This window comes from Flavobacterium sp. GQ95 (genome assembly GCF_059758655.1).
Window position 1 is genome coordinate 996,652 of sequence record NZ_JCAXEB010000001.1, and the last position, 26,193, is coordinate 1,022,844.

Consider the following 26,193-nt stretch of genomic DNA (forward strand, 5'->3'; position numbering starts at 1 on the left):
ATTAAATTATTTCCTACGAAAGCAATTATTAATTATGACTACCGTCTTTCTGAGGCATCATAGATTAAATTATTGAGAAAAAACAGCTTCTTTACGTAATCCCGTAAGGAAAGTTAGTTTAAAACCTGTACACTTGCGCGACTGAATCATAAACTTATTCTATGAAAACAAAACTACTCTTGTTGCTGTTACTGGCAAATTTTTCGATTTATGCGCAGATTAACTTAGTTCAGAATTCTGGATTTGAAACCTGGACCGGTAATATACCACAAAGTTGGACCGTTGCGAATTCTGTTATTTCAAATGCTGATTTTGCGTCTGGACAGTGGAGTGCAAAATTATCATACACAACTGTGTCTCCTAAAATTACTACACAGGTTCCTATGAAGGCTGGTGTTACTTATACCGTAAAATATAAGTATAAATATATACAATCAAATTATGGCGGAGATCATCCAATTGCTTTGAATATTTCAAAAGCAGGAAGTTCAACGACTTTATCAAGCAGTACTTTTGCTACAAATAATTTGTGGACTTCAAAAGAAACTACTTTTACACCAGATGCAGATCTATCTTACGATTTGTCATTTTCTACTTTTAGCTTCGACAGCGCTACTTTTTATGTTTTAATTGATGATGTAGAAGTTTATGTGCAGGGAACAGAACAATACACTCTTATTCCCGATGTTAATTTTGAGAAAAAATTAATTGCATTAAAAATTGATTTTGGGACACCTGATGGGAAAGTACCAACGAATAATGTTAACAAGTTAACCTCTTTAAATATTTCTTCTAGTTCTATCACTGACTTAACCGGAATTGAAGATTTTACAGCTTTAACTAGTCTGAACTGTGCTTTTAATAACACCATACAAAAATTAAATCTTTCAAAAAATACCGCTTTAACAAATTTATCAGCGCAATATAACAGCCTAAGTACGGTTGATTTATCTCAAAATACCTTACTAACAGATGTTATGCTTCATAGTAACAGTCTGACTGCTTTAGATATAGCTGCAAATAAATCTCTTATTTCTTTGACCTGTAATTCTAACAAATTATCAGTATTAGACCTTTCAAACAATCTAAAATTAAAAACTTTAGATTGTTCTAATAATCAACTGAAATCTCTAGATGTAAAAAATCATACTGATTTAGAAACATTACGATTGGGTGCAAATGCAATTACAGCTTTGGATGTTACACAAAACTTAGCGCTAAAAAATTTAGATTGCAGGGTTAATGATTTAAAGATTTTAGATTTAAGAAAAAACGTAGCTTTAACCAAACTAGATGTAAGCAGCAATGAACTTACAATTTTAGATTTAAAAGCAAATACTAATTTAACCTTTCTAAATTGCGAAAGTAATCCGTTAACAAGTTTTGATGTTTCTTCAAATAAGGCTTTAGAGTACTTAATTTGCGGACACAGTGGTAGTCTTAGTACTATTTTAGCAAACTTAGATCTTTCTGCCAATACTAAGCTTATTGAATTATCAGTTTCGCAAGCTACTTTTTCAGGACTTGATTTAAGTAAAAATACAGCTTTAAAAATGCTTGATTTACAAATTGGTAAATTATCTTCTTTAGATTTATCTGCAAATACAGCATTAGAAGTTGTATTGGTTGGAGGAAATGAATTAAAGGCTTTAGATGTCAGCAATAATAAATTATTACAATCTTTGGGCCTCTATTCTAATCAACTAACTTCTTTGGATCTTAGTAAAAACACTGCTTTAACTTATGTAGACTGCGGCAATAATAACTTAAGCAACCTTAATTTACAAAACGGAAATAATCCGAAGTTAGCCAGTACCGGAATCTATTTCACATATTTTGATGGCAGAGCTGGTTCAACACATCAATCTTACTTTAAAAACAACGTAAATCTAAAATGTATTCAGGTTGACAATGTTGCGTATTCCAATAGCAACTGGTCGACCTTAAAAGATGCTGAGGCTAATTTCAATTCGTTAGCTTGCGAACTTTCGACAATAATTTCTGATCCTGTATTTGAAGATAAATTAATTGCGCTTCAAATTGATAAAGATGGTAAAAACGGAGCTGTTCTTAATTCTAGTATCAATACAATCACAACACTTGATTTATCTAACAGTTCAATCGTAAACCTAACAGGCATTGAAGGATTTACAGCTATAGAAACTTTAAACATTTCAAACAACTTAATCACTAAAGTTGATTTGTCAAAAAATACTGCTTTAAAAACCTTAAATGCTTCAAATAACACCGCACTTACCTGCATTAAAGTTGCAGACTTAGAGTCTGTAAAAAGTTGGAATATTACTAAAGATCCTGCTGCAAGTTTAAGTTTAGATTGTGAAGTTTATACCCTTATTCCTGATTCAAAATTTGAAGATGCCCTTATTTCTCTAAAATTTGACAGAGATGGAAAAAATGGAAAAGTAAAAACTGAAAGTATTTCTAATATTTTATATATGAACGAGCTTTCACTAAAAGGCATTACAGATTTAACTGGGATTGAAGATTTTAAATCTCTTATACAATTAGATGTTTCCAGAAACAATTTAACTTCCTTAGATGTTTCAAACAACCAGGCCTTAACTTATTTAAATGCATCTGGAAATAAAATTGAAAATGTAAAGCTTCCGACAAATAATACATTAACCAGTCTAACCCTGAATTCCAACAACATTACTGCTGTAAATCTTAGCAATCAGGCTAATTTAGTTTATGTAGATCTTCGAGCTAATAAACTAGCAACTTTAGATTTGAGTAAAAACATCAAAATAAAGGATTTAGATGTTTCAAGAAATCAATTGGTAACTTTGGATATTAAAGCAAATACTGAACTGACTCAGTTTACATGTTATGTTAATAATATCAGAACTTTAGACATTTCAAAAAATTCAAAATTAACCAGTGCGAATTTGGGCGCTAATAAATTGGCAAATCTGAACGTAAAAAATGGAAAAAATACTTTATTAACTTACGTTAATTTTACCGAGAATCCTAATTTGACTTGTATTCAAGTAGACGATCTGGCATTTTCTAACCAAAATTGGGCAACTAAAAAAGACCTAACGGCTGCTTTTTCGCAAGAAGCTTGTCCTGTAGTGGTTCCTTACACATTGATTCCTGACCCTAAATTTGAAGATAAATTGATCGCGCTTCAAATCGATAAAGATGGTAAAAATGGGAAAGTTTCAACACTAAGTATCGCAGTTTTAACAAGTCTTAATGTTTCAGGCAGTGGTATTACTGACTTAACGGGAATTGAAGACTTTAATTCCTTAGGCTCTCTGGATTGCAGCAATAATGCATTAACTGCTGTAAATTTTTCAAAAAACATCTCTTTGACAACATTAAATATCAGCAAAAATAAATTGACTGCTTTTAATGCTTCAGAAATGCTGTCTTTGACTTCTTTAAATTGTAGTAATAATGCTTTAACAAGTTTAAATCTAACTAAGATCTATTACGGCAACGACAGTCAGCTAGTTACTGTAGATTGCAGCTCAAATGCTATAAAAGATTTAAATACTAAAAATAGTATTGGGCTTACTAATTTAAATTGTACTAAAAATGAACTTACTGCTTTGGATCTTTCCAATAACGCAGTACTTACTTCTTTAAGTGTGAGCTTTAATAAAATAAAATACTTAGATGTTTCTAAAAACACGAAACTGAAAGAGTTTGATTGTGCCGCCAATAACATGTACACGCTGAATGTAAAGAATGGTAACAATGCCAACATGAAAAATATGATTTTTGGAAACTTTACAGAAAATCCAAATTTGGCTTGTATCCAAGTTGATAATGCTACATTTTCTACCGAAAATTGGATTGCAAAAGATGCCAAAGCAACTTATTCTACAGAAGCATGTCCTGAAAATTTTCAGTACACATTAATTCCTGATCCAAACTTTGAAAGAATTCTAATATCTCAAGGGATCGATAAGGATGGCCCGAACGGAAAAGTTCTAACATCAAGTATAGAAAACCTGACACAATTATCTGCCCTTGATCTAACCAATAAAGTGACAGATTTAAGTGGAATTGAAGACTTTAAAGCATTAGAAAGATTGTCTTGTTATCATGGCGCTTTAACGAAATTAGATGTTTCTAAAAACCTGAAATTAAAGTATCTTGATATAGCAGACAATAAAATCAGTACTTTAGATTTATCAAAAAATACAGCTTTGGAAACTTTAGATTGTAATTCTAATAATCTGACGGAGTTAAATGTTTCTGCTAATACTTCTCTAAAATCGCTTAATGCTTATAGTAACTCATTAACAACAATTGACGTTTCTAATAATATTGCTTTAGAAACATTAGCTGTATTTACAAATAAAATAACAAGCGTAAATGTTGCAGCGAATGTAAATTTGAAAAGTTTGCAAATTTCAAATAATCAAATTAAAAGTATAGATATTTCAAACAATCTTGCTTTAACAACTTTGAGTATTTCTAATAACGAAATAAAAAGCATTGACATTTCACTGCATACGAACTTAAATGGATTATATGCAAAACAATGTCAACTAACTTCTGTTAATGTTTCAAATAACAGTCAATTGTTAAACCTGGAGATTTCTGGAAATAAGATTACAACAATAGATGTTTCAAAAAATCCGCTATTACAAACTTTAATGTTGGATTCTAATGAATTGACGAGCGTAGATTTTAGAAATGGAAAAAATAATCTAATTAATAATAATTACATTTCATTTAGATCTAATGCGAAGTTATATTGCATTCTTGTCGATAATGTAACCTATGCTAATACAAATTGGTTAAATAAAAAAGACCCTATTGCAACTTACAATACAGAATGTACTGGTGAATTAGTTTTACCTGCAAACAATTTTACTGTTGAAACTAAAGGCGAGTCTTGTCTTGGTGAAAACAATGGAGAAATAAGCATTGTGGCCAAAACAGCATTTGATTATGTTGCTACTGTTAATGACAAGCCTTATACTTTTACAAACAATAGTTTAAAAGTTACTGCTTTAGTTCCTGGAGTTTACCAAATTAAGATTACTATTCCTAATATAATTTTCGAACAAAACTTTACTGTAACCATTGTAAAAGGTGCTACAATTGCTGGAAAATCTAGTATTGCATCTAAAAAGGTAGATATCGAAATTACTGAAGGAACTGCACCATTTACAGTTTTTGTAGATGGTACAGAACAATTTCAAACAACTGATTCTAACTTTTCTATAGAACTTAGCGAAGGTGGATTAATCGAAGTAGCTACTGCAAAAGCTTGTGAAGGAGTTTATGCTAAAAAGGTTAAAACGACAGAGATTCTGGGAACAGTTCTTTCTGCCTACCCGAATCCAACTAGTGGAAATTTTGAGATTGAAATTCCAACCGACAAAAATGAAATTACAATTGAACTTTACAATTTTGGTGGTCAATTAGTTTCTCGCAAAGCGTATGTTATCGAAAATGGAACGGCAAAATTAAATCTTGAAAATCAACCTTCAGGAATTTATGCAGCTAAAATCTATTTAGAAACTCCAGAATATATTAAAATCATAAAAAAATAAAGATGAAGAATTTTATATACCTATCAATCATCGGTTTACTATTTACAGCCTGCGGTAGCGGTGGCGGAGATGATCCTGTTGCTCCGGTAAATACTGCACCAACTGTACCTGCATTAGCAAGTCCGACCGATAATAAATTATGTTTAGACAATACCGTTGTTTTTCAATGGAACCAATCCAGCGATACTGAAAAAGATGCAGTGGTCTACCAGATTCAGGTTGCAAAAGACAATGGTTTTACTCAAATCGTTTCAACGTTAGACGGAACATCCAGCCTGACTAATACTGCTACTTTAGACAAAAACACGGCTTATTATTGGAGAGTAAAAGCAACTGATGCTAAAGGTTTAGCAAGCGCCTACACGGCAACTTATAAATTTTATACAGCTGGTGTTGCAGTAGTAAATCATTTACCATTCGCTCCCGCTTTAAAACAACCATTTATAAATAGTGTTTTAACCGGAACGAGCGCAACTTTAGAATGGACTGCTTCTGATGTTGACACTGGCGATGTTCTTTCTTATGATGTTTATTTTGGAACGGCCAATCCGCCAACGGTAAAAATAAGTGACAATATTTCTACACTTTCAACTAACATTGCAGTTGAACCTACAAAACAATATTTCTGGCGAGTAGTTGTAAAAGATAACAAAGGAGGAGAAACTATTGGTCAGGTTTGGAAGTTTAAAACGAACTAAATTTATATATTTTAAAGTAAAATCCCATTTCCATTAATTTGAAAATGGGATTTTTAAATAATATTGCGTCATATTTTAGCCTATGAAAACAAAACTACTTTTATTGCTTTTATTAGCAAATTTTTCTATTTATGCACAGTATACATCTATTCCTGATGTGAATTTTGAAAAAAAATTAATTAGTCTGGGTATTGATTCTGGTACTGCCGATGGTAAAGTGCTCACCGCAAATGTGAACAAATTGACTTCATTGGATGTTGCTTATAGTACAATTTCAGACTTAACTGGTATTCAGGATTTTGTAGCTTTAAAAGATTTTAGATGCGCTCATAATCAAATATCCAAACTTGATATTTCCAAGAATTTGGCTCTGACTTCTTTAGACTGTTATAATAACCTATTGAGCGTTTTAGATGTTTCTAAAAACTTGAATTTAGAGGAATTAAGGTGTGGTTCGAATCAATTAACTGCCTTAGATGTTTCCAAGAACTTGTCCTTGACTGTTTTATACTGCAATCCTAACAAATTAACTGCTTTAGATGTTTCTAAAAACCTAGCTTTAAGATATTTAATTTGCAGCGATAATCAATTAACCGCCCTGGATGTTTCCAATAATACTGCTTTGGTTATTTTCTACTGCGAGAGTAACAAATTAAAAAATTTGAACTTCAAAAATGGTAACAACAATTCATTGAATGATGGTTATGTCAATTTTATATACAATCCAGCTTTAACATGTATTCAAGTAGATAACACTGCTTACGCCAATGCGAATTGGTCTAAAAGTAAAGACGCTACAGCTACTTTTAATACAGTCTGTATTTCTTATACTTTGATACCTGATGCAATGTTTGAAGCCAAATTAATTGCTTTAGACATTGATAAAGACGGCATGAATGGAAAAGTGGCTACAGAGCATATTGTATCTTTAAAGAGTTTGGATGTTTCCAATGCTGGAATCACTAATCTAAGCGGTATTGAAGATTTTGCTCAGTTGGAAACCTTGAATTGTTCTGGAAATAATTACACTAAGCTTGATTTTTCTAAAAACTTCACTTTAAAAACAATAGATATAAGCAAGAATGCCAACTTAGAAAGCATCGATTTGCGTAATGGTAAAAACACTCTGCTGACGACAGTTGATTTTAAATTTAATCCTGTATTGCGCTGTATTCAGGTCGATGATGTGGCTTTTGCTACCACAGCCTGGAGCAACTTCAAGGATAGTTATACTTCCTTTAATACCGATTGTACAATTTATACTTTGATTCCTGATCCAAAGTTTGAAGCCAAATTAATTGCTTTGGGTATTGATAAAGATGGTATTAATGGAAAGGTGGATAGAGAGCGTATTGCAACTTTAAAGAGTTTGAGTGTTTCAAATAGTTCAATTTCTGACTTAACTGGTATTGAGGATTTTGTTGCTTTAACTGATTTATATTGTGACAATAATCTAATAACCAAACTTGACGTTTCTAAAAATGTGGCTTTGAATAATTTACGTTGTAATAATAATCAGCTAACCACAATAAATGTTTCTAAAAGTGTGGCTTTAACTACTTTATACTGCAATAATAATAAATTGACAGCTTTGGATATTTCTAAAAATTCGATTTTAAAAGAATTAAGATGTGATAACAATCAAATAACAACCTTAGATGTTTCTAATAATACAGCTTTAACTTACTTATACTGCTTTGTTAACAAGTTGACTGCGTTAGATGTTTCTAAAAACCCGGCTTTATACTATTTATATTGTAGCTGGAATCAAATATCTACTCTTAATGTTTCCAAAAATACCGCTTTGGGGTTTTTAGATTGCTATAATAACAAGTTGACTGCTTTGGATGTTTCGAAAAACCTGACTTTATCTTATCTAAAGTGCGAATTAAATCAAATATCCACACTTGATGTTTCAAATAATCCGAATTTGAATTCTTTATACTGCAGTAGTAACAAATTGACCGCTTTAGATGTTTCTAAAAACTTGATTTTAGATCATTTAAGTTGTAACTTAAATCAAATAGCCAAACTCGATGTTTCTAACAACCTGGCTTTAACTTTTTTAGAGTGCAATAATAACAAATTGACCGTTTTGGATGTTTCTAAAAACGTGTCGTTATATTATTTAAATTGTAAATTAAATCAATTATCCACACTTGATGTTTCCAAAAATGCAGCTTTGACTTATGTTTATTGCAATAGTAATAAATTAACGGCTTTGAATCTCAAAAACGGCAAAAACACTAATTTATTAGCAAACGATTTCACTAATAATCCTTCCTTAACCTGTATTCAAGTTGACGATGCTGCTTATTCCAATACCAATTGGGCGAATATAAAAGATGCTGCTGCAAATTACAATGTAAATTGTTCACTATATACTTTAATTCCAGATCCAAAATTTGAACAAAAACTGATTGATTTAAGAATTGACACAGATGGATTAAATGGATCTGTACTAACATCAAGTATTAATACCGTTACAGAGATTGACGTTTCTTTCAGCGAGATAACTGACTTAACAGGAATTCAGGATTTTTCGGCTTTAACAAAATTATTTTGTGGAAACAATCAATTGAAGAATATAGATGTTTCTAAGAATACAGCTTTAAAACAATTAATGTGTGAATCTAATATATTAACGAAATTAGATGTTTCTAAAAATGCTGCCTTAACTTATTTAAAATGTGATAAAAATCAATTAACTACTTTGGATGTAAAAATAAATACAGCTTTAATCTATTTATCTTTTTCTTCCAATCAAATAACAAATATAGATGTTTCTAAAAACACAGTTTTAAGCAATTTATTTTGCAGTTCTAATTTATTATCAAATTTAGATGTTTCAAAGAATACTGCTTTAGTAGCTTTGTATTGTGATTCTAATCAATTAACCAATATAGATATTTCAAAGAATACGAGTTTAAATTATTTCTATTGTGATTCTAATCAATTAACTAATTTAAATGTTTCTAATAATATTGTTTTAAGTATTTTAACTTGTGCATCTAATCAATTAACTGCTTTAGATATTTCAAAAAACACTGCTGTAGCTGTTGTACTTTGTAATAATAATCAATTGACAAGCCTAAATTTAAAAAATGGAAAAAATTCTATTTCGCCTGCAAGTTTTGATTCCACTAATAACCCAAATCTAAAATGTATTCAAGTAGATGACATTGTTTATGCTAATACCAATTGGATAACTAAAAAAGATACAATAGCAAGTTTTAATGTCGATTGCATAGATTTATACACCACTATTCCCGATATAAATTTTGAAAAAAAACTAATTTCTCTAGGAATTGATGTTGGAGTCCCTGATGGAAAAGCTCTTACACCAAATTTAGCGTCTATCACTTCTTTAGACGTTTCTTTAAGCAGCATAAGTGATTTAACCGGAATTCAAGATTTTTCAGCTCTAAAATTCCTGAAGTGTAACGATAATTTGTTAAAGAATTTAGATATTTCTAAAAACACTTCTTTGGTAGATTTATTTTGTTTCTCTAATCAAATAATCAGTTTAGATGTTTCAAATAATAGTGCTTTAATAAATCTATCTTGCTATAATAATCGATTAACAAATTTGAATATTTCTAAGAATATTGCCTTAGTTGGTTTAAGTTGTGAAAACAACCAGTTAACAAGCCTAAATTTAAAAAATGGAAATAATACTATTCTACATTTCCTGAATGCAACAAATAACCCAAATTTAAGCTGCATACAAGTAGATAGTGTTGTGTATGCTAATGCAAATTGGATTACATCAAAAGACGCTAAAGCGAGTTACAATTTAGATTGTACTCCATACACTTTAATACCTGATTCAAATTTTGAACAAAAACTAATTAATTTAGGAATTGACACTGATGGATTAAATGGAAAAGTTCTTACTTATAATATTAGCACTGTAAAGTTCTTAGACCTTACCAAAAGTAATATTTCAGATTTAACAGGAATACAAGACTTCGTATCATTAACTGATTTGTATTGTGGTCAAAATTCATTAACAACACTAAATGTAAGTAAGAATACCACTCTGACTACTCTAGACTGTAACAACAATAAAATAACCTCTTTAGACGTAAGTAATAATATTGCTTTACTTAATTTGAGCTGCTATTCAAATCAATTAACAGCGTTAGATATTAAAGTAAATACAGCGTTAACAAAATTAGATTCGGGTTCAAACAAATATACTGCTTTGGATGTAAGCTCAAATACTGCGTTAACATTTTTGGGCTGTAATACTAGTCAATTAACCAGTTTAGATGTAAGTAAGAATACAGCTTTAAATCTGCTGGATTGTCGCGAAAATAAATTAACCTATTTGGATGTTTCTAAAATCACTACTCTAACAGAGCTATATTGTCAATCTAATCAATTAACAAATTTGGATGTAAGCAAAAATAAAGCTCTAGAATTTTTAAATTGTTCAAAAAATCAGCTAACCACTTTGGATGTTAGCGTAAATGCTGCCTTAGTCGGTTTATATTCTAATTCTAATCAATTAACGAGTCTAAATTTGAAGAATGCAAACAATGTTAAATTTGCATATCTAAATCTTATAGACAATCCAAATCTAAGCTGTATTCAAGTTGATGATAGTAATTATTTTGATACAAATTGGGCTGCTAAAAAAGACAAAAATGCAAGTTACAACACTAATTGTATATCTTATACTCAAATTCCAGATTCAAATTTTGAACAAAAATTAATTGATTTAGGAATTGACACTGATGGTTTAAACGGAAAAGTTACGACTGCAGACATCGAAAAGATAACATATTTGGATCTTTCTAACAGCAACATTACAGATTTGACTGGAATTGAAAAATTTACATCATTAAAATATTTCACTTGTAATTCTAATAAAATAACAACCATTGATTTAAGCAAAAATCTGGTGCTTGAATATATAGATGTTAAAGAAAATAATTTAACAAGTCTAAATGTATCAAAAAACACAAAACTTCATACTCTTGAATTTGCACAGAATCAAATAAGTTCAATTGATTTATCTCAAAACATAAATCTTTTAAGATTGGGTTTTAACTTTAATAAAATAACCGAAATAGATCTTACCAATAATAATCTTACTGAGCTTCATTGCCGTGGTAATTCCCTAACAAAAATTGACCTAACGAACAAACCTAATTTAGCATTTTTAGAAATTGGTCTTAACAAAATAGCATCATTAGATTTAACTACAAATAAAAAGCTTGAGGAGTTAGAATGTGCTCATATGGGATTAACAAATCTAAATGTTTCGGAAAACAAAGAATTAGTACTTCTAAATGCTTTTGGAAATGAGCTGAGCTCTCTGGATGTCTCACAAAATACAAAATTAAAAGCGTTATATGTTGAGTATAATCCATTAACAACATTAAATCTGAAAAACGGAAATAATGCAAACTTCATATTAGCAAATCCTACCAATAAATCTCAAACCGTTGTTTACACAAGTTTTTTAAACAACCCAAAGCTTTCTTGTATCCAAGTAGATAACGTCGAATATTCTAATACAAATTGGGCAAATATTAAAGATGCTTCAGCAACCTATGTCTCGACTTGTAAACAATTAGGGCTTGAAGAATCTGTTTTCGATAAAGTTGTTGTATATCCAAACCCAACAAAAGGTGAAGTATACATCAACAATATCACTTTAGACAAAGTAACCGTTTACAATACCATCGGGCAATTGGTTAAATCATTTAATTTGGATTCTGGCAATACAAACAATAGCATAGATTTGTCCGAATTACCAAAAGGAGTTTATTATTTATACTTAATTAATCAGGATGCTGCATCAGCGAAGAAAATTATAATCGAATAAATATTAATTCTCCATAATACAAAAAACCCATTTTCATTCCATTGAAAATGGGTTTTTTATTTTTGCTGCAGTTTTTATGAAAACTTATAAAAATCACTCCTTTACGTAAACCCGTAAGGAAAAGTCATTTAAAATATGTACACTTGACCGACCGAATTGTAAACTTATTCTATGAAAACAAAGCTACTCTTACTGCTGTTATTGGCAAATTTTTCTATTTATGCACAATATAGTTCAATACCGGATATTAATTTTGAAAAAAAATTAATCGCTTCTGGAATTGATTCTGGTGTTGCTGATGGACGAGTTCTTACCGCTAAAATTTCCACATTAACCGTTTTAGATGTACACGATAGTTCAATTACTGACTTAACAGGTATTCAAGACTTTGTTAGTTTAGTAACTCTTAGCTGTGATGATAACTACATTACAACATTGGATATTACGAAATTAACAGCTTTGACTTCTTTGTCAGCTTCCTCTAATAAGTTAACTACAATTGATCTCTCAAAGAATACTAACTTAAATTGGTTAGATCTTCAAAAAAATGAATTAGTTAGTTTAGATGTCAACAGCAATACTGCCTTAAAAACCTTTTATTTTGGTGCTAATAAAATTATAAGTATAGATATTTCTAAAAATGTATTATTAACTGATGTTTACAGTTCATATAATCCAATAACAAATTTAGATGTAACTAGTAATATAGCATTGAAAAGTCTAATCTGTTCGAATCCAACGTTAACAGCATTAGATCTTTCTAAAAATAAGGAATTAATTAATCTTGATTGTTCAGGTTCAGGAATCAAGAGTATCGATATTTCTAATTGTCCAAAATTAACTTCGTTCAAATGTAATGATGTAGGCTCTCTAACCTCTTTAAACTTAAAAAACGGTAATAATACCAATTTTACTATTTTTGATATTAGACGAAATTATGGTCTTTCATGTGTTCAGGTAGATGATCCACTATATTCTAATCGTTATTGGTTAAGTTTAAAAGAAGCCACATCAGTTTTCAGTACTAATTGTTATGGTTATACCGCGATTCCTGACTCAAATTTTGAAAATAAATTAATTGCTGACGGCATTGATAAGGACGGAAAAAACGGAAAAGTACTGACATTTAATATTTCAAGAGTTGGGTCGCTTAATATAGCATCGAGTTCTATCGCTGACTTAACCGGAATTGAAGATTTTGCTGATTTACAATTTTTGTATTGCCCATCTAATCAACTAACAAACTTAGATTTTTCCAGAAATCTAAAATTGTTTAATATCGATGTATCATCAAATAAGTTAACAAATCTGAATATTACAAATAATATTGCGCTGACTGATCTAAAAGTCGATTCGAACCAATTGACAGGACTTGATACGTCAAAAAATTTAGCATTAGTTAATTTTTCGAGTACTTCTAATCCAATAACGCAATTAGATTTCAGCCTGAATTCTTCTTTAAAAAGTTTAAATTGTTCTAATAATAATTTGACGAGTCTGAATTTAAAAAATAACAACAATAGTATTTTAAAAACTATTGATTTAAGAACAAATCCATCTTTAAGCTGTATTCTGGTAGATAACAAAACGTATTCTGACACAAACTGGGCGACTAAAAAAGATGCTTCAGCAAATTTTAATCACTCTACTTGCGATCTTTATACTTTAATTCCCGATGTTAAATTTGAAACTAAATTAATTGCTCTTGGGATTGATTCCGGCAGTATCGACGGAAAAGTGCTAACGGCAAATATTAGTACAATAACTACTCTGGATGTATCTGCAAGTTCAATCACAGATGTAAAGGGAATTGAAAATTTCACCTCTTTGAAAGAGTTAATATGTTTTGAAAACAGAATAACGAACTTAGATCTTTCTCAAAATTATGATCTGACTTATTTAGACTGTGATAAAAATGCACTAACTTTTTTAAATCTTTATAAAAATACCTTATTAACAGATTTAATCTGCAGCAATAATAATTTATCTTCTATAGATGTTTCTCAGAATATCAATCTTATTAATTTCAATTGTGCAAGCAATCAGCTTTTGAATATTAATGTATCTAAAAACACAAAACTGCTTAGTTTTAATTTTAACGGAAATCAATTAAAATCTTTAGATCTGTCTAAAAATACTGTTTTAACAACTTTAGACTGTGGGGGCAATCAATTTGCAGTATTGGACTTTTCAAAAAATACCACTCTTATCAATTTAAACTGTAATAGAAATAAACTTGAATACCTGAATTTGAAGAATGGAAAAAACAATCTTTTAATTGAACCAGATTTCAAAAACAACCCAAAACTGACTTGTATTTTAGTCGACAATACTTCTTATTCTGATATAAATTGGGCAAATTCAAAAGAGGATATCGCAAGCTATAATGAAGTTACGTGTTCTGTTTTAATTCCGGACTCCTATTTTGAAGATAAATTAATAGGTTTAGGCATTGATAAAGATGGTAAAAATGGCCAGATCTCTATATCAAGCGTTTTAGGTGTAACTTCTTTAAATGTGTCAAACAGCTTAATATCTGATTTAACAGGAATTCAAAGTTTTAAAGATTTGACTATTTTAAATTGTTCGAGTAATAACCTAACAACTTTAGATTTGTCAAAAAACACCAATTTAACAGAATTGAGTATACCATCGAACAAACTGACAAATCTGGATCTTTCTAAGAATACAGCTTTAACAAAATTAACTTGCTATTCTAATCTTTTTACAAATCTTGATTTTTCATCAAATACTTCTTTAACGACTTTATCTTGCGACAGAAATAAACTAACAAGTTTAAATGTGTCAAAAAATAAGACGCTGACGTATTTAGATTGTTCTCAAAATCAATTAGCAGCTTTAGATGTTAGTCAAAATACAGCTTTAGTTAATTTAAATTGCTCTACAAATCAATTAACGAATCTCGATATTTCGAAAAATACCACGTTAACATGGTTTCTTTGTAATTTGAACAAAATAGAAACCTTATATGTTTCCGGTAATCTTGAGTTGAAACAATTGTCCTGCACTGATAATAAATTAAAAAGCCTGGATGCTTCTAAAAATACTGCATTGACCATTTTTGAATGCAGTACTAATAATCTTGAATATGTGAATATAAAAAACGGAAACAATAATAAAATAATAAGAGCTTCATTTGGATACAATCCTAACCTGTTCTGTATTTTGGTTGATAATGCAACCGTGGCTTCTGGTAATTATATCACATGGAAAAAAGATAAAGAAGCAACTTATTCTGATACTGTTTGTGACACTGCTTTTACATTAATCCCTGATTCTAATTTTGAAGATAAACTTATCGAATTGGAGATTGATATTGATGGGAAAAATGGAAAAGTATTAACTAAAAATATCGCATCAATTACTCAATTATTTGTTATTTCAAGTTCTATCTCAGATTTAACTGGTATACAAGACTTTAAAAGTCTGGAATTTTTAAACTGTGAAGACAATAAATTAACAAATCTGGATGTCTCTAAAAACCTATTATTAACTTCTCTTTACTGTGGAAAAAACAAATTGACAACTCTGGACGTTTCAAAAAATATTTTATTAAACGAAATGATCTGCGGAAATAATCAATTAACAAATCTGGATGTTTCTAACAATACAGCTCTGGAATCTATACGTTGCGATAATAATCAATTAAAAAATCTTGATTTCACTAAAAACACAAAGCTTGGTACTTTGTATTGTAATTCTAATCAGCTTGAAAGTCTGAATTTAAAAAGTGGAAATAACATCGACTTATATGATACTAATTTTACGTTAAACCCAAATCTAACTTGTATCCTTGTTGATAATGCATCGTTTTCTAGTTACAACTGGAAAACAAGTAAAGATAGTATCGCAGTTTACAGCGAAACTCCTTGTCAGGCAGCTTACACGTTAATTCCAGATATTAATTTTGAAAATAAATTAATCGCTTTAGGAATTGATTCCGGAACTGCTGACGGAAAAGTTTTGAGTTCAAATATTAGTTCGGTTACAGAATTAAATCTGTATGGTGCGAATATTAGCGATTTAACCGGAATACAAAATTTTAAAGCCTTGGACTCTTTAAACGTAATGTCAAACAAATTGATTGCTTTAGATCTTTCTGAAAATTTGGCATTAAAATATCTTCTTGCCAATTATAATAATTTAACAGAGATTGATCTTTCTAAAAATGTGGGTCTTGAAAACTTAAACTTAGCCAATAATAGCTTAAAAAACATCGATGTTTCAAAAAACCTTAGTTTGTTGTATTTTGTTTGTTCAACTAACCAATTAACTACTGTAGATGTTTCAAATAATAAATTATTACGACTATTATGGTGTGAAAGAAACCAAATAACAAACTTAGATGTTTCTAAAAATACTGCTTTGTCTACAATTCTTTGCTCCGAAAATCCATTGCTGACCAATGTAAATTTGAAAAATGGAAATAATGGTTCTATACAATTGGAACCTTATACAATTAACTTTTCAAAAAATCCTTTACTAACGTGTATTGTTGTTGACAATGCGATTTATTCTAATGAAAAATGGTTTGGCTTCAAAGATTCTACTGCATCTTACTCAACTGTAGACTGCGCTCAGATTACCGCAATACCAGACCCAGCTTTTGAAAATAAGTTGATAGCCTTACAAATTGACAATGATGGTAAAAACGGATCTATTTTAAATAGTAGTATTTCAAGTGTAACTTCTTTAAATCTCTTAGCTAGCAATATTAAAGACTTAACAGGAATTAAAGGTTTTACAAGTTTACAAACTCTTAATTGTAGCGGAAATCAATTATCAGCTCTGGATATTTCACAAAATAAAAACTTGACTGTGCTTGATTGCAGCAGTAATAAATTATTATCTCTAAACCTGAAAAACGGAAACAATAAAAACTTTAAGAATTCTAACTTTACTAAAAATTTAGATTTAAGTTGTATTCAGGTTGATGATCAAGCTTATTCAAACCAAAACTGGACAAATTTTAAAGATAATACCACAAATTACAACGTAGATTGTACATCTTACACAACACTTACCGATACTAATTTTGAACAAAAATTAATTGATTTGGGAATTGACACTGATGGTCTAAATGGTAAAATAAACAACTTAGGATTAGATAAAATTACTTATTTAGATCTTTCTAATTCTAATATTAGTGATATTAAAGGTCTCGAAGCATTTACCGGATTGACTTACTTAGACCTTAACACTAATAATATTCAATCTATTGATATCAGCCACAATAAATTGTTGGCAAAATTTGCTATTCATGAAAACAAACTATCAAGTTTAGATATCACCGCAAATACTGAATTATTTAATCTAACATTCAGTATGAATCAGATTTCAACAATTGATTTATCTCAAAACAAAAAACTGCATTATGTTGTAGCAGATCAAAATTTATTGACCAATATAGATTTTTCTTCAAATCCTGAATTAGAAATGATTTATTGTGGTAATAACAAATTGACTACACTAAATGTATCTAATTTGCCAAATCTTTTGGATTTAAATTGTATCTATACTGACATTTCAACATTAGATGTTACATCGAATCCAAAACTGGTAAACCTATACTTTAATAATGCCAAATTAACAACATTAAATCTTACCAAAAATCCATTATTGAAGAGGCTACAGTTATCCTGGAACCAACTCACAACTTTAGATTTATCTCAAAATCCTAATTTAGAACTTGTTTTCTTAGAATTCAATCCGTTAACATCACTTAATGTCCAGAATGGAAATAATAAAAACTTCATTTTACCATCACAATCTGGCAAAAAATCTGAAACTGCAATATACACGAGTTTTCTAGGCAATAAAACACTTGGTTGTATCAAAGTTGATGATCCGGCATATTCAAATGCGAATTGGTCTAAAATTAAAGAAGAAACTACTGTTTATTCTGCAACTTGTTCGTTAGGTGTAGAAGAATCTGTTTTCGATAAAGTTGTTGTATATCCAAACCCAACAAAAGGTGAAGTAAGCATCAACAATATCGCTTTAGACAAAGTAACCGTTTACAATACCATCGGGCAATTGGTTAAATCATTTAATTTGGATTCTGGCAATACAAACAATAGCATAGATTTGTCCGAATTACCAAAAGGAGTTTATTATTTATACTTAATTAATCAGGATGCTGCATCAGCGAAGAAAATTATAATCGAATAAATATTAATTCTCCACAATACAAAAATCCCATTTTCATTCCGTTGAAAATGGGATTTTTGCTGTTTTATTACTTTAATTTCTTCATCAAAATTTCGTTGGTTTAGAATGACAAACCTGACGACACCTCAAAATACGGCTACATTTTTCAAACCAGGTTTGGGTGGAAATTTGATTAGATTTTTCCTCCTTTAAACGCATAAAAAAGGGCCGTCTAAAGACAGCCCTTTCTTAAAATATTTCTGAATAGAATTATGAGTTACCACATAATTTAGTATAATCATCAAACATTTTGATATAAGTTTCTTTGTTTTCAAAGTCATAAGCACCTTTATCAATGCTTTCGATCATTTGTGGACAATCAGAAAAATATTCTCTTAATGCTTTTCTTCTTCCAAGGAAAACTGGTGGACTAAAGAATTCATCCTGAGCTGGTTTTTTCAAAGAATAATCATCCTGTGGAAAGAATTCATGATACAATGAAACTTTACCTCCTTTTTTAACTTCTTCGAACAATGAATATCTTTTTGTATTGGTTTCTACTTTATCACCTAATGATACTAGAGGAACTCCTCTTCCAGCTTTACCTACAATGTACATTCTGCCTTCATTGTCTTTAATGTTAACAACCTTTTTCAAGTTTGTTTTTTCAGGTTTTTTCTGTCCTTCAATATAGATTCTGACACTACTTTTTTCTGAACCAATACCATCCATCATAGCTCTAAAACCAGATACCGTTTGTTCTGTTCTCAAATCTACCAATTCCGGGAAATCACTGATGATTCTAACCTTACCTTTGAAAACTTTTGCATCTACATCTAAAACTTCACCATCAAACTCAGCATATTTAAACGCATTAGGCGATTTTTTGTAAGCAGCCAAAACTGGTTCTGCCTGAATAGCTTCAATTGTAAATGCTTTTTCAGTAATCTTTTTATATTTATCAATATCTTCGATTACACGTGTTAAGTAAGGATAATCATCTCTCATACCTAAAAAGCTTTTTTCATTTTCTTTTACTCCAGGCATATATTTATTAGCCTCATCAACATTTCCTAAAAGAATATAAGTAGCAACCAGATTATAGTTGGCACTAAATCTTATTTTTTTAGCTAAATCTTCATCTTCTTTATCTTGAAAATTCACATATTCTAACCAATATTTTTGTGCTTCTCCAAATAAATCTGCCCAATTTTCTCTGTCTACATCAACTAAAGTTGGTAAAACCTGAACAGATTGATTGAACTCGTCTACATTAAAAGTAGATTTTGATTTTTTCTTCTTTTCAAGATCAACATATTTTAATTTGTTAATCGCCGGACCGTACAAGTAAAATCCTTCAAACTCAGCAATCATCGCATTAAAATTATCACTTAATATTTTAAAAGCTAAATTGTCATAAGTATCTGATGGATTTGTAACAAACATACATACTTTAGGAGTAGTATATCTTTTGTAAATTACTTTTCCTGATTTATCAGAGATTTCTAGATTAGACTCTAAACCAATATAATAAGCAGGTGCTTTTTGGTAATAAGTTTCTAAATAATCCTCGTCGTGTATTAACTCATAACGAGTTAAATTGTATTTAATTTTAAAATCTCCGTCGTTAGATTTTTTTAGACCTGAGATTGCGAAACTTTCATTGAATTTTTCTGCAGAAAAAGGTAGTTTTCTAAGATTGAAACTGCTTTCTAAACCTGGTGACAGATCTAAAACCATTTCGTATGATTTATACTTTCCGTACTTAGTATCTACTGGCGGAACAGGTCCACGTAAATTTAGTCTGTTTGTAATGGCAGTCGTCTTACCAAAAGCCATTGAAGTCATCTGACCACAAACAGTTTGATTTATACCAGTAAGAACCAGTAATAAAATAATTTTTGTAATGTTTTTCATGTATTTCTATTTAAGGGCTGGGTTATGTGTGGTATTTAATTTCGACGCTTTAAAACTTGCGATTAATTTATTAGCTTTTTCGATCAAACCTTTTCCGTCGCTTTTATCGTAATCGTTAGCAATTAATTTTTCTGATTCAGCAATCGCTTTTTCTGGCTGATCTAACATTATGTAAATCACAGCCAAATTATAGTAAGCAGAATATCTCAATTTACGAGAAGGCTTGTTGTCTTCCGGATACTTCGTTTTCAAAGAATCAAAATATTCAATTAAAGGCTGCATGTTTGATTTTAGATCATCTATTGGTTCATCAGCTTTCATAGTAGCAAACAAAGCTTTAACTGCCTGAATTGCTTCAATTTGTGCATTTCCTTCATCGCTTTTAGCATCCAAAATCCAAAGGATCTCATTATCATTTTTAGGCTTGAACCCGTAAGTATAATTGATATTATAATTAAAACTATTTAATGAATTGTCTGCAAATTCTCTAAGTTTTTGGTCACGGATAGCCCCTCTGTTTAGACGAAATTCCTTCATTGGTGCAGAAGGATCTGTATATTCTTTTGATTTATACTCTAATGTTCCGTTAAAACTAATGTTATAACCATCAGTAACAGCTGTAGTATCTTTTTTAACAACAGCATTTTTCAAAAATCTGTTAGTTGGTGCAGCAGCTTGTATAGTTTTTTCTGCCTGAACTTTTGCATCTGTTTCAGCTGGTGTATGTGGGCCTTTTATTTTAGCATAACCTCTGGCGGCATATGTTGATGTAACAGAGTAGTATTCTGTTCTGCTCGTCACTCGTCCGTCTTTGTCTTTCTTTTCATCAACTCTGGTTTGAGGAGAAGCACCACTTTCGACAAAATCTTCTAAATTAAGTTCAATATCAACTGTACCGTTTTCCTCCACTTTTTTCCAGCCAAATATATTAATCTTGTCATTTAGACTCATTGGATCTATATAACTTTGTAAAGCTCCGCCTAGTCTTACTCTCGAAGAAAAAGTTCTTTTTTCAAAAGGTACTGGCTCTTTTGGAAGAATTTGATAACTGACGTTAAAATAAAAACGATCCAAATCTACTTTCTGCGCTTTTGAGCTAAAGACAGACATGAATAAAATAAAAATAATGATTTTTTTCATAGGTTAATTATTAATAATTTTGAGCTACAAACCTATTTATAATATTTCAAAAAAACAACTTTAAAACCCTGTAAAAGAATGAAGTTTGCATTAATTTTACACAACTATAAAGCCTAATGAATCAGACAGTTGCAAAAATTTTTCTATTAAAAATTTTAACAATAATTAACCTAAATAATCTTATTAATGTGTTAATGAAATACAGATTTTACTTAAATAAAAAGCACCTGCTTTTGTTCATTAAAAATGAAAAAGAAAAATCTATAATTTTGACATTAAATAGATATTAGAAAATATCGTCGCAAGTGAAAATCTCCTTTAATCGTACACCTTTTTCAGTATGCTCAACGGTTATAATTTGATTGTGAGCATCGTGCTCCAGAAACAAATAATAATTCTGATCTGCTGCTGCATTTAATAGTTTTGCTTTTTCAGGCATGGTCAATAAAGGTCGCGTATCATATCCCATTACATAAGGAAGCGGAATATGCCCTGCTGTAGCCAATAAATCAGCACAAAAAACAATTGTTTTGTCTTTATATTGAATATGCGGAATCATCTGTTTTTCGGTATGGCCATCAACATAAAAAATTCCGAAATTCATTTCTTCAGAAAAACCAAAATCAACGTCAGGGCGTTTTATAAAATTCAATTGTCCACTTTCCTGCATCGGTAAAATATTCTCTGATAAAAAAGAAGCTTTTTCTCTTGGATTTGGCTGGGTTGCCCATTTCCAATGATTTTCATTAGTCCAATATTTAGCATTTTTAAAAGCAGGCTCGTATCCCGTTTTATCAGCGTTCCATTGCACACTTCCCCCACAATGATCAAAGTGCAAATGCGTCATAAAAACATCCGTAATATCGTCGCGGTGAAAACCATATTTTGCAAGCGATTTATCAATCGAGTGTGATCCCCAAAGCGAGTAATAACCAAAAAATTTCTCTGATTGTTTGTTTCCCATTCCTGTATCAATCAAAATCAGGCGATTTTGATCTTCAATAAGCAAACAACGTGCTGCAATATCAATTAAATTGTTCGCATCGGCCGGATTGGTTTTATTCCAAATTGTTTTAGGAACAACACCAAACATAGCGCCTCCGTCTAATTTAAAATTTCCGGATTCTATTGGGTAAAGTTTCATGAGAGTATATTTCTTATTGAACAAATCTAGGAAATCCAATTTCCTTATACTAGAAATTTTTCCCTAAAATCTTTATAAGAATTTATTCCAGCGTAATCGAAGTGTTTCCAAAAATTTCCTGTTTGTCGAAGAAGTTGACAAAATAAGTTCCTTTTGGAAAATGACTTTCATCAGAATTCAGAATTCCATAAACATTTGCCGGTTTTCCCTGAAAATCAACTGCTACTATAAAACTGTAAACTAAAGCTTTATCATTTCCGAATTCGATTAATTTATCTTCACCTAAAACCTTGTTTTTTTGATCCAAAACCTGAACATAAAAAATCCTTTTTCCGGTTTTTGCAATCGAATTTCCATTTATGGTAAAACTTACTTTGAGCTTTTGAGCATTTTTAGCTTTATCTGTTTCCAGTTCTTTTCCGGATTTTTTCTCAAGAAGTGCCACCACCTTAAAATTATTCATGGTTAGTTTTGAGGCATCTTTTAAAGTTGATTCCAACTTTTTTTGTTTAGAAACTAAAGTGTCATTTTCAGCCTTTTGCTGATACATAACCACATTTTGATTCTCAATTTCAGTTAATAAATTTTTATTTTGAGACTTTAGCTTTTTAACCTCCAACACGTTCGAACTTAATGAGAGTCTCAGGTCAGAAAGTTGATTGCGATATAACACTATTTGTTCCACCGAAGGATTCTTTGATGCTCTAATGATTTCCATCAGATTTTCAACATTTCTTTTCTCAATTTCTAATTGTTGCGATAATGATGTCTTCTCTAAAATTGCAACATCATAAGCCAATTTTAGAATGTTTAAAGAATCTAGTATATCTTTTTGAGCGAGTTCGCGTTCACTTAATTGTACTGTATTTTGTTTTTTATCTGTTATATTTTTAGACAAATCAAAATCAAGACTTGACTCTTTACTAAAAATATAAAATGTAGCACCTAATCCAAAAACAAATAATAGTGCAAAAAGTGATTTTATCCACCCATTTTTATAATGTTTTTTCATAATTACTCCTAACTTTCTGCAAAAATACCACAATTTTACTAGTTGAAATACGTATAAATACGGTATTTTAACTTAAAACAAACATTATTAGCAGCTTTAAAATTAAATAAGCTTTTATTTTCAACTGATCAAAAAAATAAGATTTATCTATCCTAAAATAGAATTTTATAAAACAAAATAACTTCTATCTATTTTAACATTTGTTATAATAATGTGAACCGTTATGGAAAAAGGTTTTTAAGTCGTATCTTTGCAGACAATTTCATTTGAACATTGAAACACAGCACATTAAAAATGTAATATTTTGATTACTGTTTTTAAAAGTGAATTTAAAATGAAAGAAAAAACAAATACCATATACAATGATAAAAGTTTCTGATACAGCCAAAAAGAAAATCATCGACTTGATGAAAGATGATGGTTTTGATGCCGCACACGACTATGTACGCGTAGGTGTGAAAAGTGGCGGATGCTCTGGTTTATCATATGATTTAAAATTTGATAAAACCAAAGGCGAAGACGATAAAATATTCGTAGACAACGACATAACAATTGCAGTGGAGAAAAAATCATTTCTATATTTAGCCGGAACAATCTTAGAATTTTCTGGAGGGCTAAACGGAAAAGGATTTGTATTCAATAATCCAAATGCAAGCAGAACTTGTGGTTGCGGAGAGTCATTCTCACTATAATTAACAAAGAATAACAAGACTAATAAAGAGTAATTTCTTTGAAATTTTTGAAAAATTACATCTTTAAATCTTTACATCAAAAATGAGCAAATACACAGAAGACGATTTAAAAATCGAACTCGAAACTAAAGAATACGAATACGGGTTCTATACCGACATCGAATCGGAGACGTTTCCTATTGGCTTAAACGAAGATATCGTGCGAGCTATTTCTCTTAAAAAAGAAGAACCGGAATGGATGACTGATTGGCGTATCGAAGCTTTCCGTGCATGGAAAGAAATGATTGAGCCGGAATGGGCAAATGTTCATTATCAAAAACCAGATTTCCAGGCTATTTCTTATTATTCAGCTCCAAAACAAGTAGATCCTACTAAAACATTAGACGATGTAGATCCGGAACTTTTAGAAATGTACAAAAAGTTAGGAATCTCTGTCGATGAACAAAAAATGATGAACAATGTCGCTATGGATATTGTTGTCGATTCTGTTTCTGTAGCTACTACTTTCAAAAAAACTTTGGGAGAAAAAGGAATTATCTTCTGTCCGATTTCTGAAGCTATTAAAGAGCACCCTGAATTGGTAAAAAAATATTTAGGAACTGTTGTCCCTCAGAAAGACAATTTCTACGCAGCATTAAACTCAGCAGTTTTCTCTGACGGAAGTTTCTGTTATATTCCAAAAGGCGTTCGTTGTCCAATGGAACTTTCAACTTATTTCAGAATCAATCAGGCAGGAACAGGGCAATTCGAAAGAACGCTTGTTATTGCTGATGCAGGAAGTTACGTTTCATACCTTGAAGGCTGTACGGCTCCAAGTCGTGACGAAAACCAATTGCACGCTGCTGTGGTTGAATTAATCGCTTTGGATGATGCCGAAATTAAATATTCTACCGTTCAAAACTGGTTCCCTGGAAACAAAGAAGGAAAAGGTGGAGTTTATAATTTCGTAACTAAAAGAGGTTTATGCGAAACGAACGCTAAAATTTCATGGACACAAGTAGAAACAGGTTCTGCTGTAACCTGGAAATATCCTTCTTGTATATTAAAAGGAGACAATTCGGTAGGAGAATTTTATTCGATTGCCGTTACCAATAATTACCAACAGGCAGATACAGGAACTAAAATGATCCATTTAGGTAAAAACACTAAATCGACTATTATTTCTAAAGGTATTTCGGCTGGTAAATCACAAAACAGTTACCGTGGATTAGTGCAAATTAGCCCAAGAGCTGAGAACGCAAGAAACTTTTCGCAATGTGATTCATTATTAATGGGTAACAATTGTGGAGCGCATACTTTCCCTTATATTGAAAGTAAAAATCCATCGGCTAAAATAGAGCACGAAGCAACTACAAGTAAAATTGGAGAAGATCAGGTATTTTATTGCAACCAAAGAGGTATCCCGACTGAAAAAGCGATTGCCTTAATTGTAAACGGTTTCAGTAAAGATGTCTTGAACAAACTACCAATGGAATTTGCTGTTGAAGCTCAAAAATTATTAGAGATTTCTTTAGAAGGATCTGTTGGATAAATGAAAGATGGAAAGCAAAAAAGTCATCATTTTAGGTTCAGCCAGAAAAAACGGAAACACAACAAAAATTGTCGATGAAATTGCAAAAGAATCGGGAATTGATGTGATTGACTTAAGTGATTATAATATTTCTCATTATGATTACGAAAGCAAAAACAGAGAAGACGATTTTCTTCCTTTAATTAGAAGAATACTTGAAGATTACGACACTTTAATTTTTGCAACGCCAATATATTGGTATAATATGAGTGGAATAATGAAGGTTTTCTTTGATCGCTTTTCGGATTTAATCCGAATTGAAAAAGAAACCGGACGAAAGCTTAGAGGGAAGAAAATTGGTGTGATATCAAATTCACACGACAACGAAATTGAAGAGAGTTTTTACATTCCGTTCAAAAAAACAGCCGATTATTTAGGCATGGAATATTTAGGACACGCGCATTTTAATGCCAACATCCTGAACCAAACAACAAAAATAGAATTGACATTTATATAAAAATAAAAAAACA

General features: G+C 30.6%; 11 protein-coding genes. 7 read left to right on the top strand and 4 right to left on the bottom strand.

What is annotated here, in order from left to right:
* Positions 1-161 precede the first annotated feature (161 nt).
* The 4 genes from AC6CH4_RS04230 (at position 162) to AC6CH4_RS04245 (ending at position 18,269) form a co-directional block, all read left to right on the top strand.
* Positions 162-5,540: a T9SS type A sorting domain-containing protein gene (locus tag AC6CH4_RS04230; RefSeq protein WP_498100440.1), complete on the top strand. Its 5,379-nt coding sequence runs from the start codon at positions 162-164 to the stop codon at positions 5,538-5,540.
* A 2-nt stretch (positions 5,541-5,542) separates the two neighbouring features.
* On the top strand, positions 5,543-6,238 hold the full coding sequence (locus AC6CH4_RS04235) for a glycoside hydrolase family 78 protein (RefSeq protein WP_498100442.1): 696 nt from the start codon (positions 5,543-5,545) through the stop codon (positions 6,236-6,238).
* A gap of 82 nt (positions 6,239-6,320) precedes the next feature.
* Positions 6,321-12,077, top strand: a complete 5,757-nt coding sequence (locus tag AC6CH4_RS04240) for a T9SS type A sorting domain-containing protein (protein ID WP_498100444.1) — start codon at positions 6,321-6,323, stop codon at positions 12,075-12,077.
* 171 nt (positions 12,078-12,248) lie between these two features.
* A complete protein-coding gene (locus AC6CH4_RS04245) occupies positions 12,249-18,269 on the top strand; it encodes a T9SS type A sorting domain-containing protein (protein WP_498100446.1) in 6,021 nt (2,006 codons plus the stop codon).
* Positions 18,270-18,518: 249 nt separating this feature from the next.
* Here the strand turns inward: AC6CH4_RS04245 and AC6CH4_RS04250 are convergent, their stop codons facing one another.
* The 4 genes from AC6CH4_RS04250 to AC6CH4_RS04265 all read right to left on the bottom strand — a co-directional run bounded on the left by AC6CH4_RS04250 (position 18,519) and on the right by AC6CH4_RS04265 (position 23,461).
* Positions 18,519-20,165 (bottom strand): hypothetical protein, encoded by a 1,647-nt coding sequence (locus tag AC6CH4_RS04250; RefSeq protein ID WP_498100448.1) that lies wholly within the window; start codon positions 20,163-20,165, stop codon positions 18,519-18,521.
* Between the two features lie 6 nt (positions 20,166-20,171).
* Positions 20,172-21,305, bottom strand: a complete 1,134-nt coding sequence (locus AC6CH4_RS04255; RefSeq protein ID WP_498100450.1) for a hypothetical protein — start codon at positions 21,303-21,305, stop codon at positions 20,172-20,174.
* A gap of 286 nt (positions 21,306-21,591) precedes the next feature.
* Positions 21,592-22,449 (bottom strand): MBL fold metallo-hydrolase, encoded by an 858-nt coding sequence (locus AC6CH4_RS04260; protein WP_498100452.1) that lies wholly within the window; start codon positions 22,447-22,449, stop codon positions 21,592-21,594.
* Between the two features lie 82 nt (positions 22,450-22,531).
* A complete protein-coding gene (locus AC6CH4_RS04265) occupies positions 22,532-23,461 on the bottom strand; it encodes a DUF8428 domain-containing protein (RefSeq protein WP_498100454.1) in 930 nt (309 codons plus the stop codon).
* Between the two features lie 362 nt (positions 23,462-23,823).
* Between AC6CH4_RS04265 and AC6CH4_RS04270 the strand changes: the two genes are divergently transcribed.
* The 3 genes from AC6CH4_RS04270 to AC6CH4_RS04280 all read left to right on the top strand — a co-directional run bounded on the left by AC6CH4_RS04270 (position 23,824) and on the right by AC6CH4_RS04280 (position 26,180).
* Positions 23,824-24,153 carry a HesB/IscA family protein gene (locus AC6CH4_RS04270; RefSeq protein ID WP_192186384.1) on the top strand — a complete coding sequence of 110 codons (330 nt, stop codon included), beginning with the start codon at positions 23,824-23,826 and terminating at the stop codon, positions 24,151-24,153.
* An 82-nt stretch (positions 24,154-24,235) separates the two neighbouring features.
* On the top strand, positions 24,236-25,684 hold the full coding sequence (gene sufB, locus AC6CH4_RS04275) for a Fe-S cluster assembly protein SufB (RefSeq protein WP_498100456.1): 1,449 nt from the start codon (positions 24,236-24,238) through the stop codon (positions 25,682-25,684).
* Between the two features lie 7 nt (positions 25,685-25,691).
* Positions 25,692-26,180, top strand: a complete 489-nt coding sequence (locus AC6CH4_RS04280; RefSeq protein ID WP_498100458.1) for a flavodoxin family protein — start codon at positions 25,692-25,694, stop codon at positions 26,178-26,180.
* Positions 26,181-26,193: the final 13 nt, after the last annotated feature.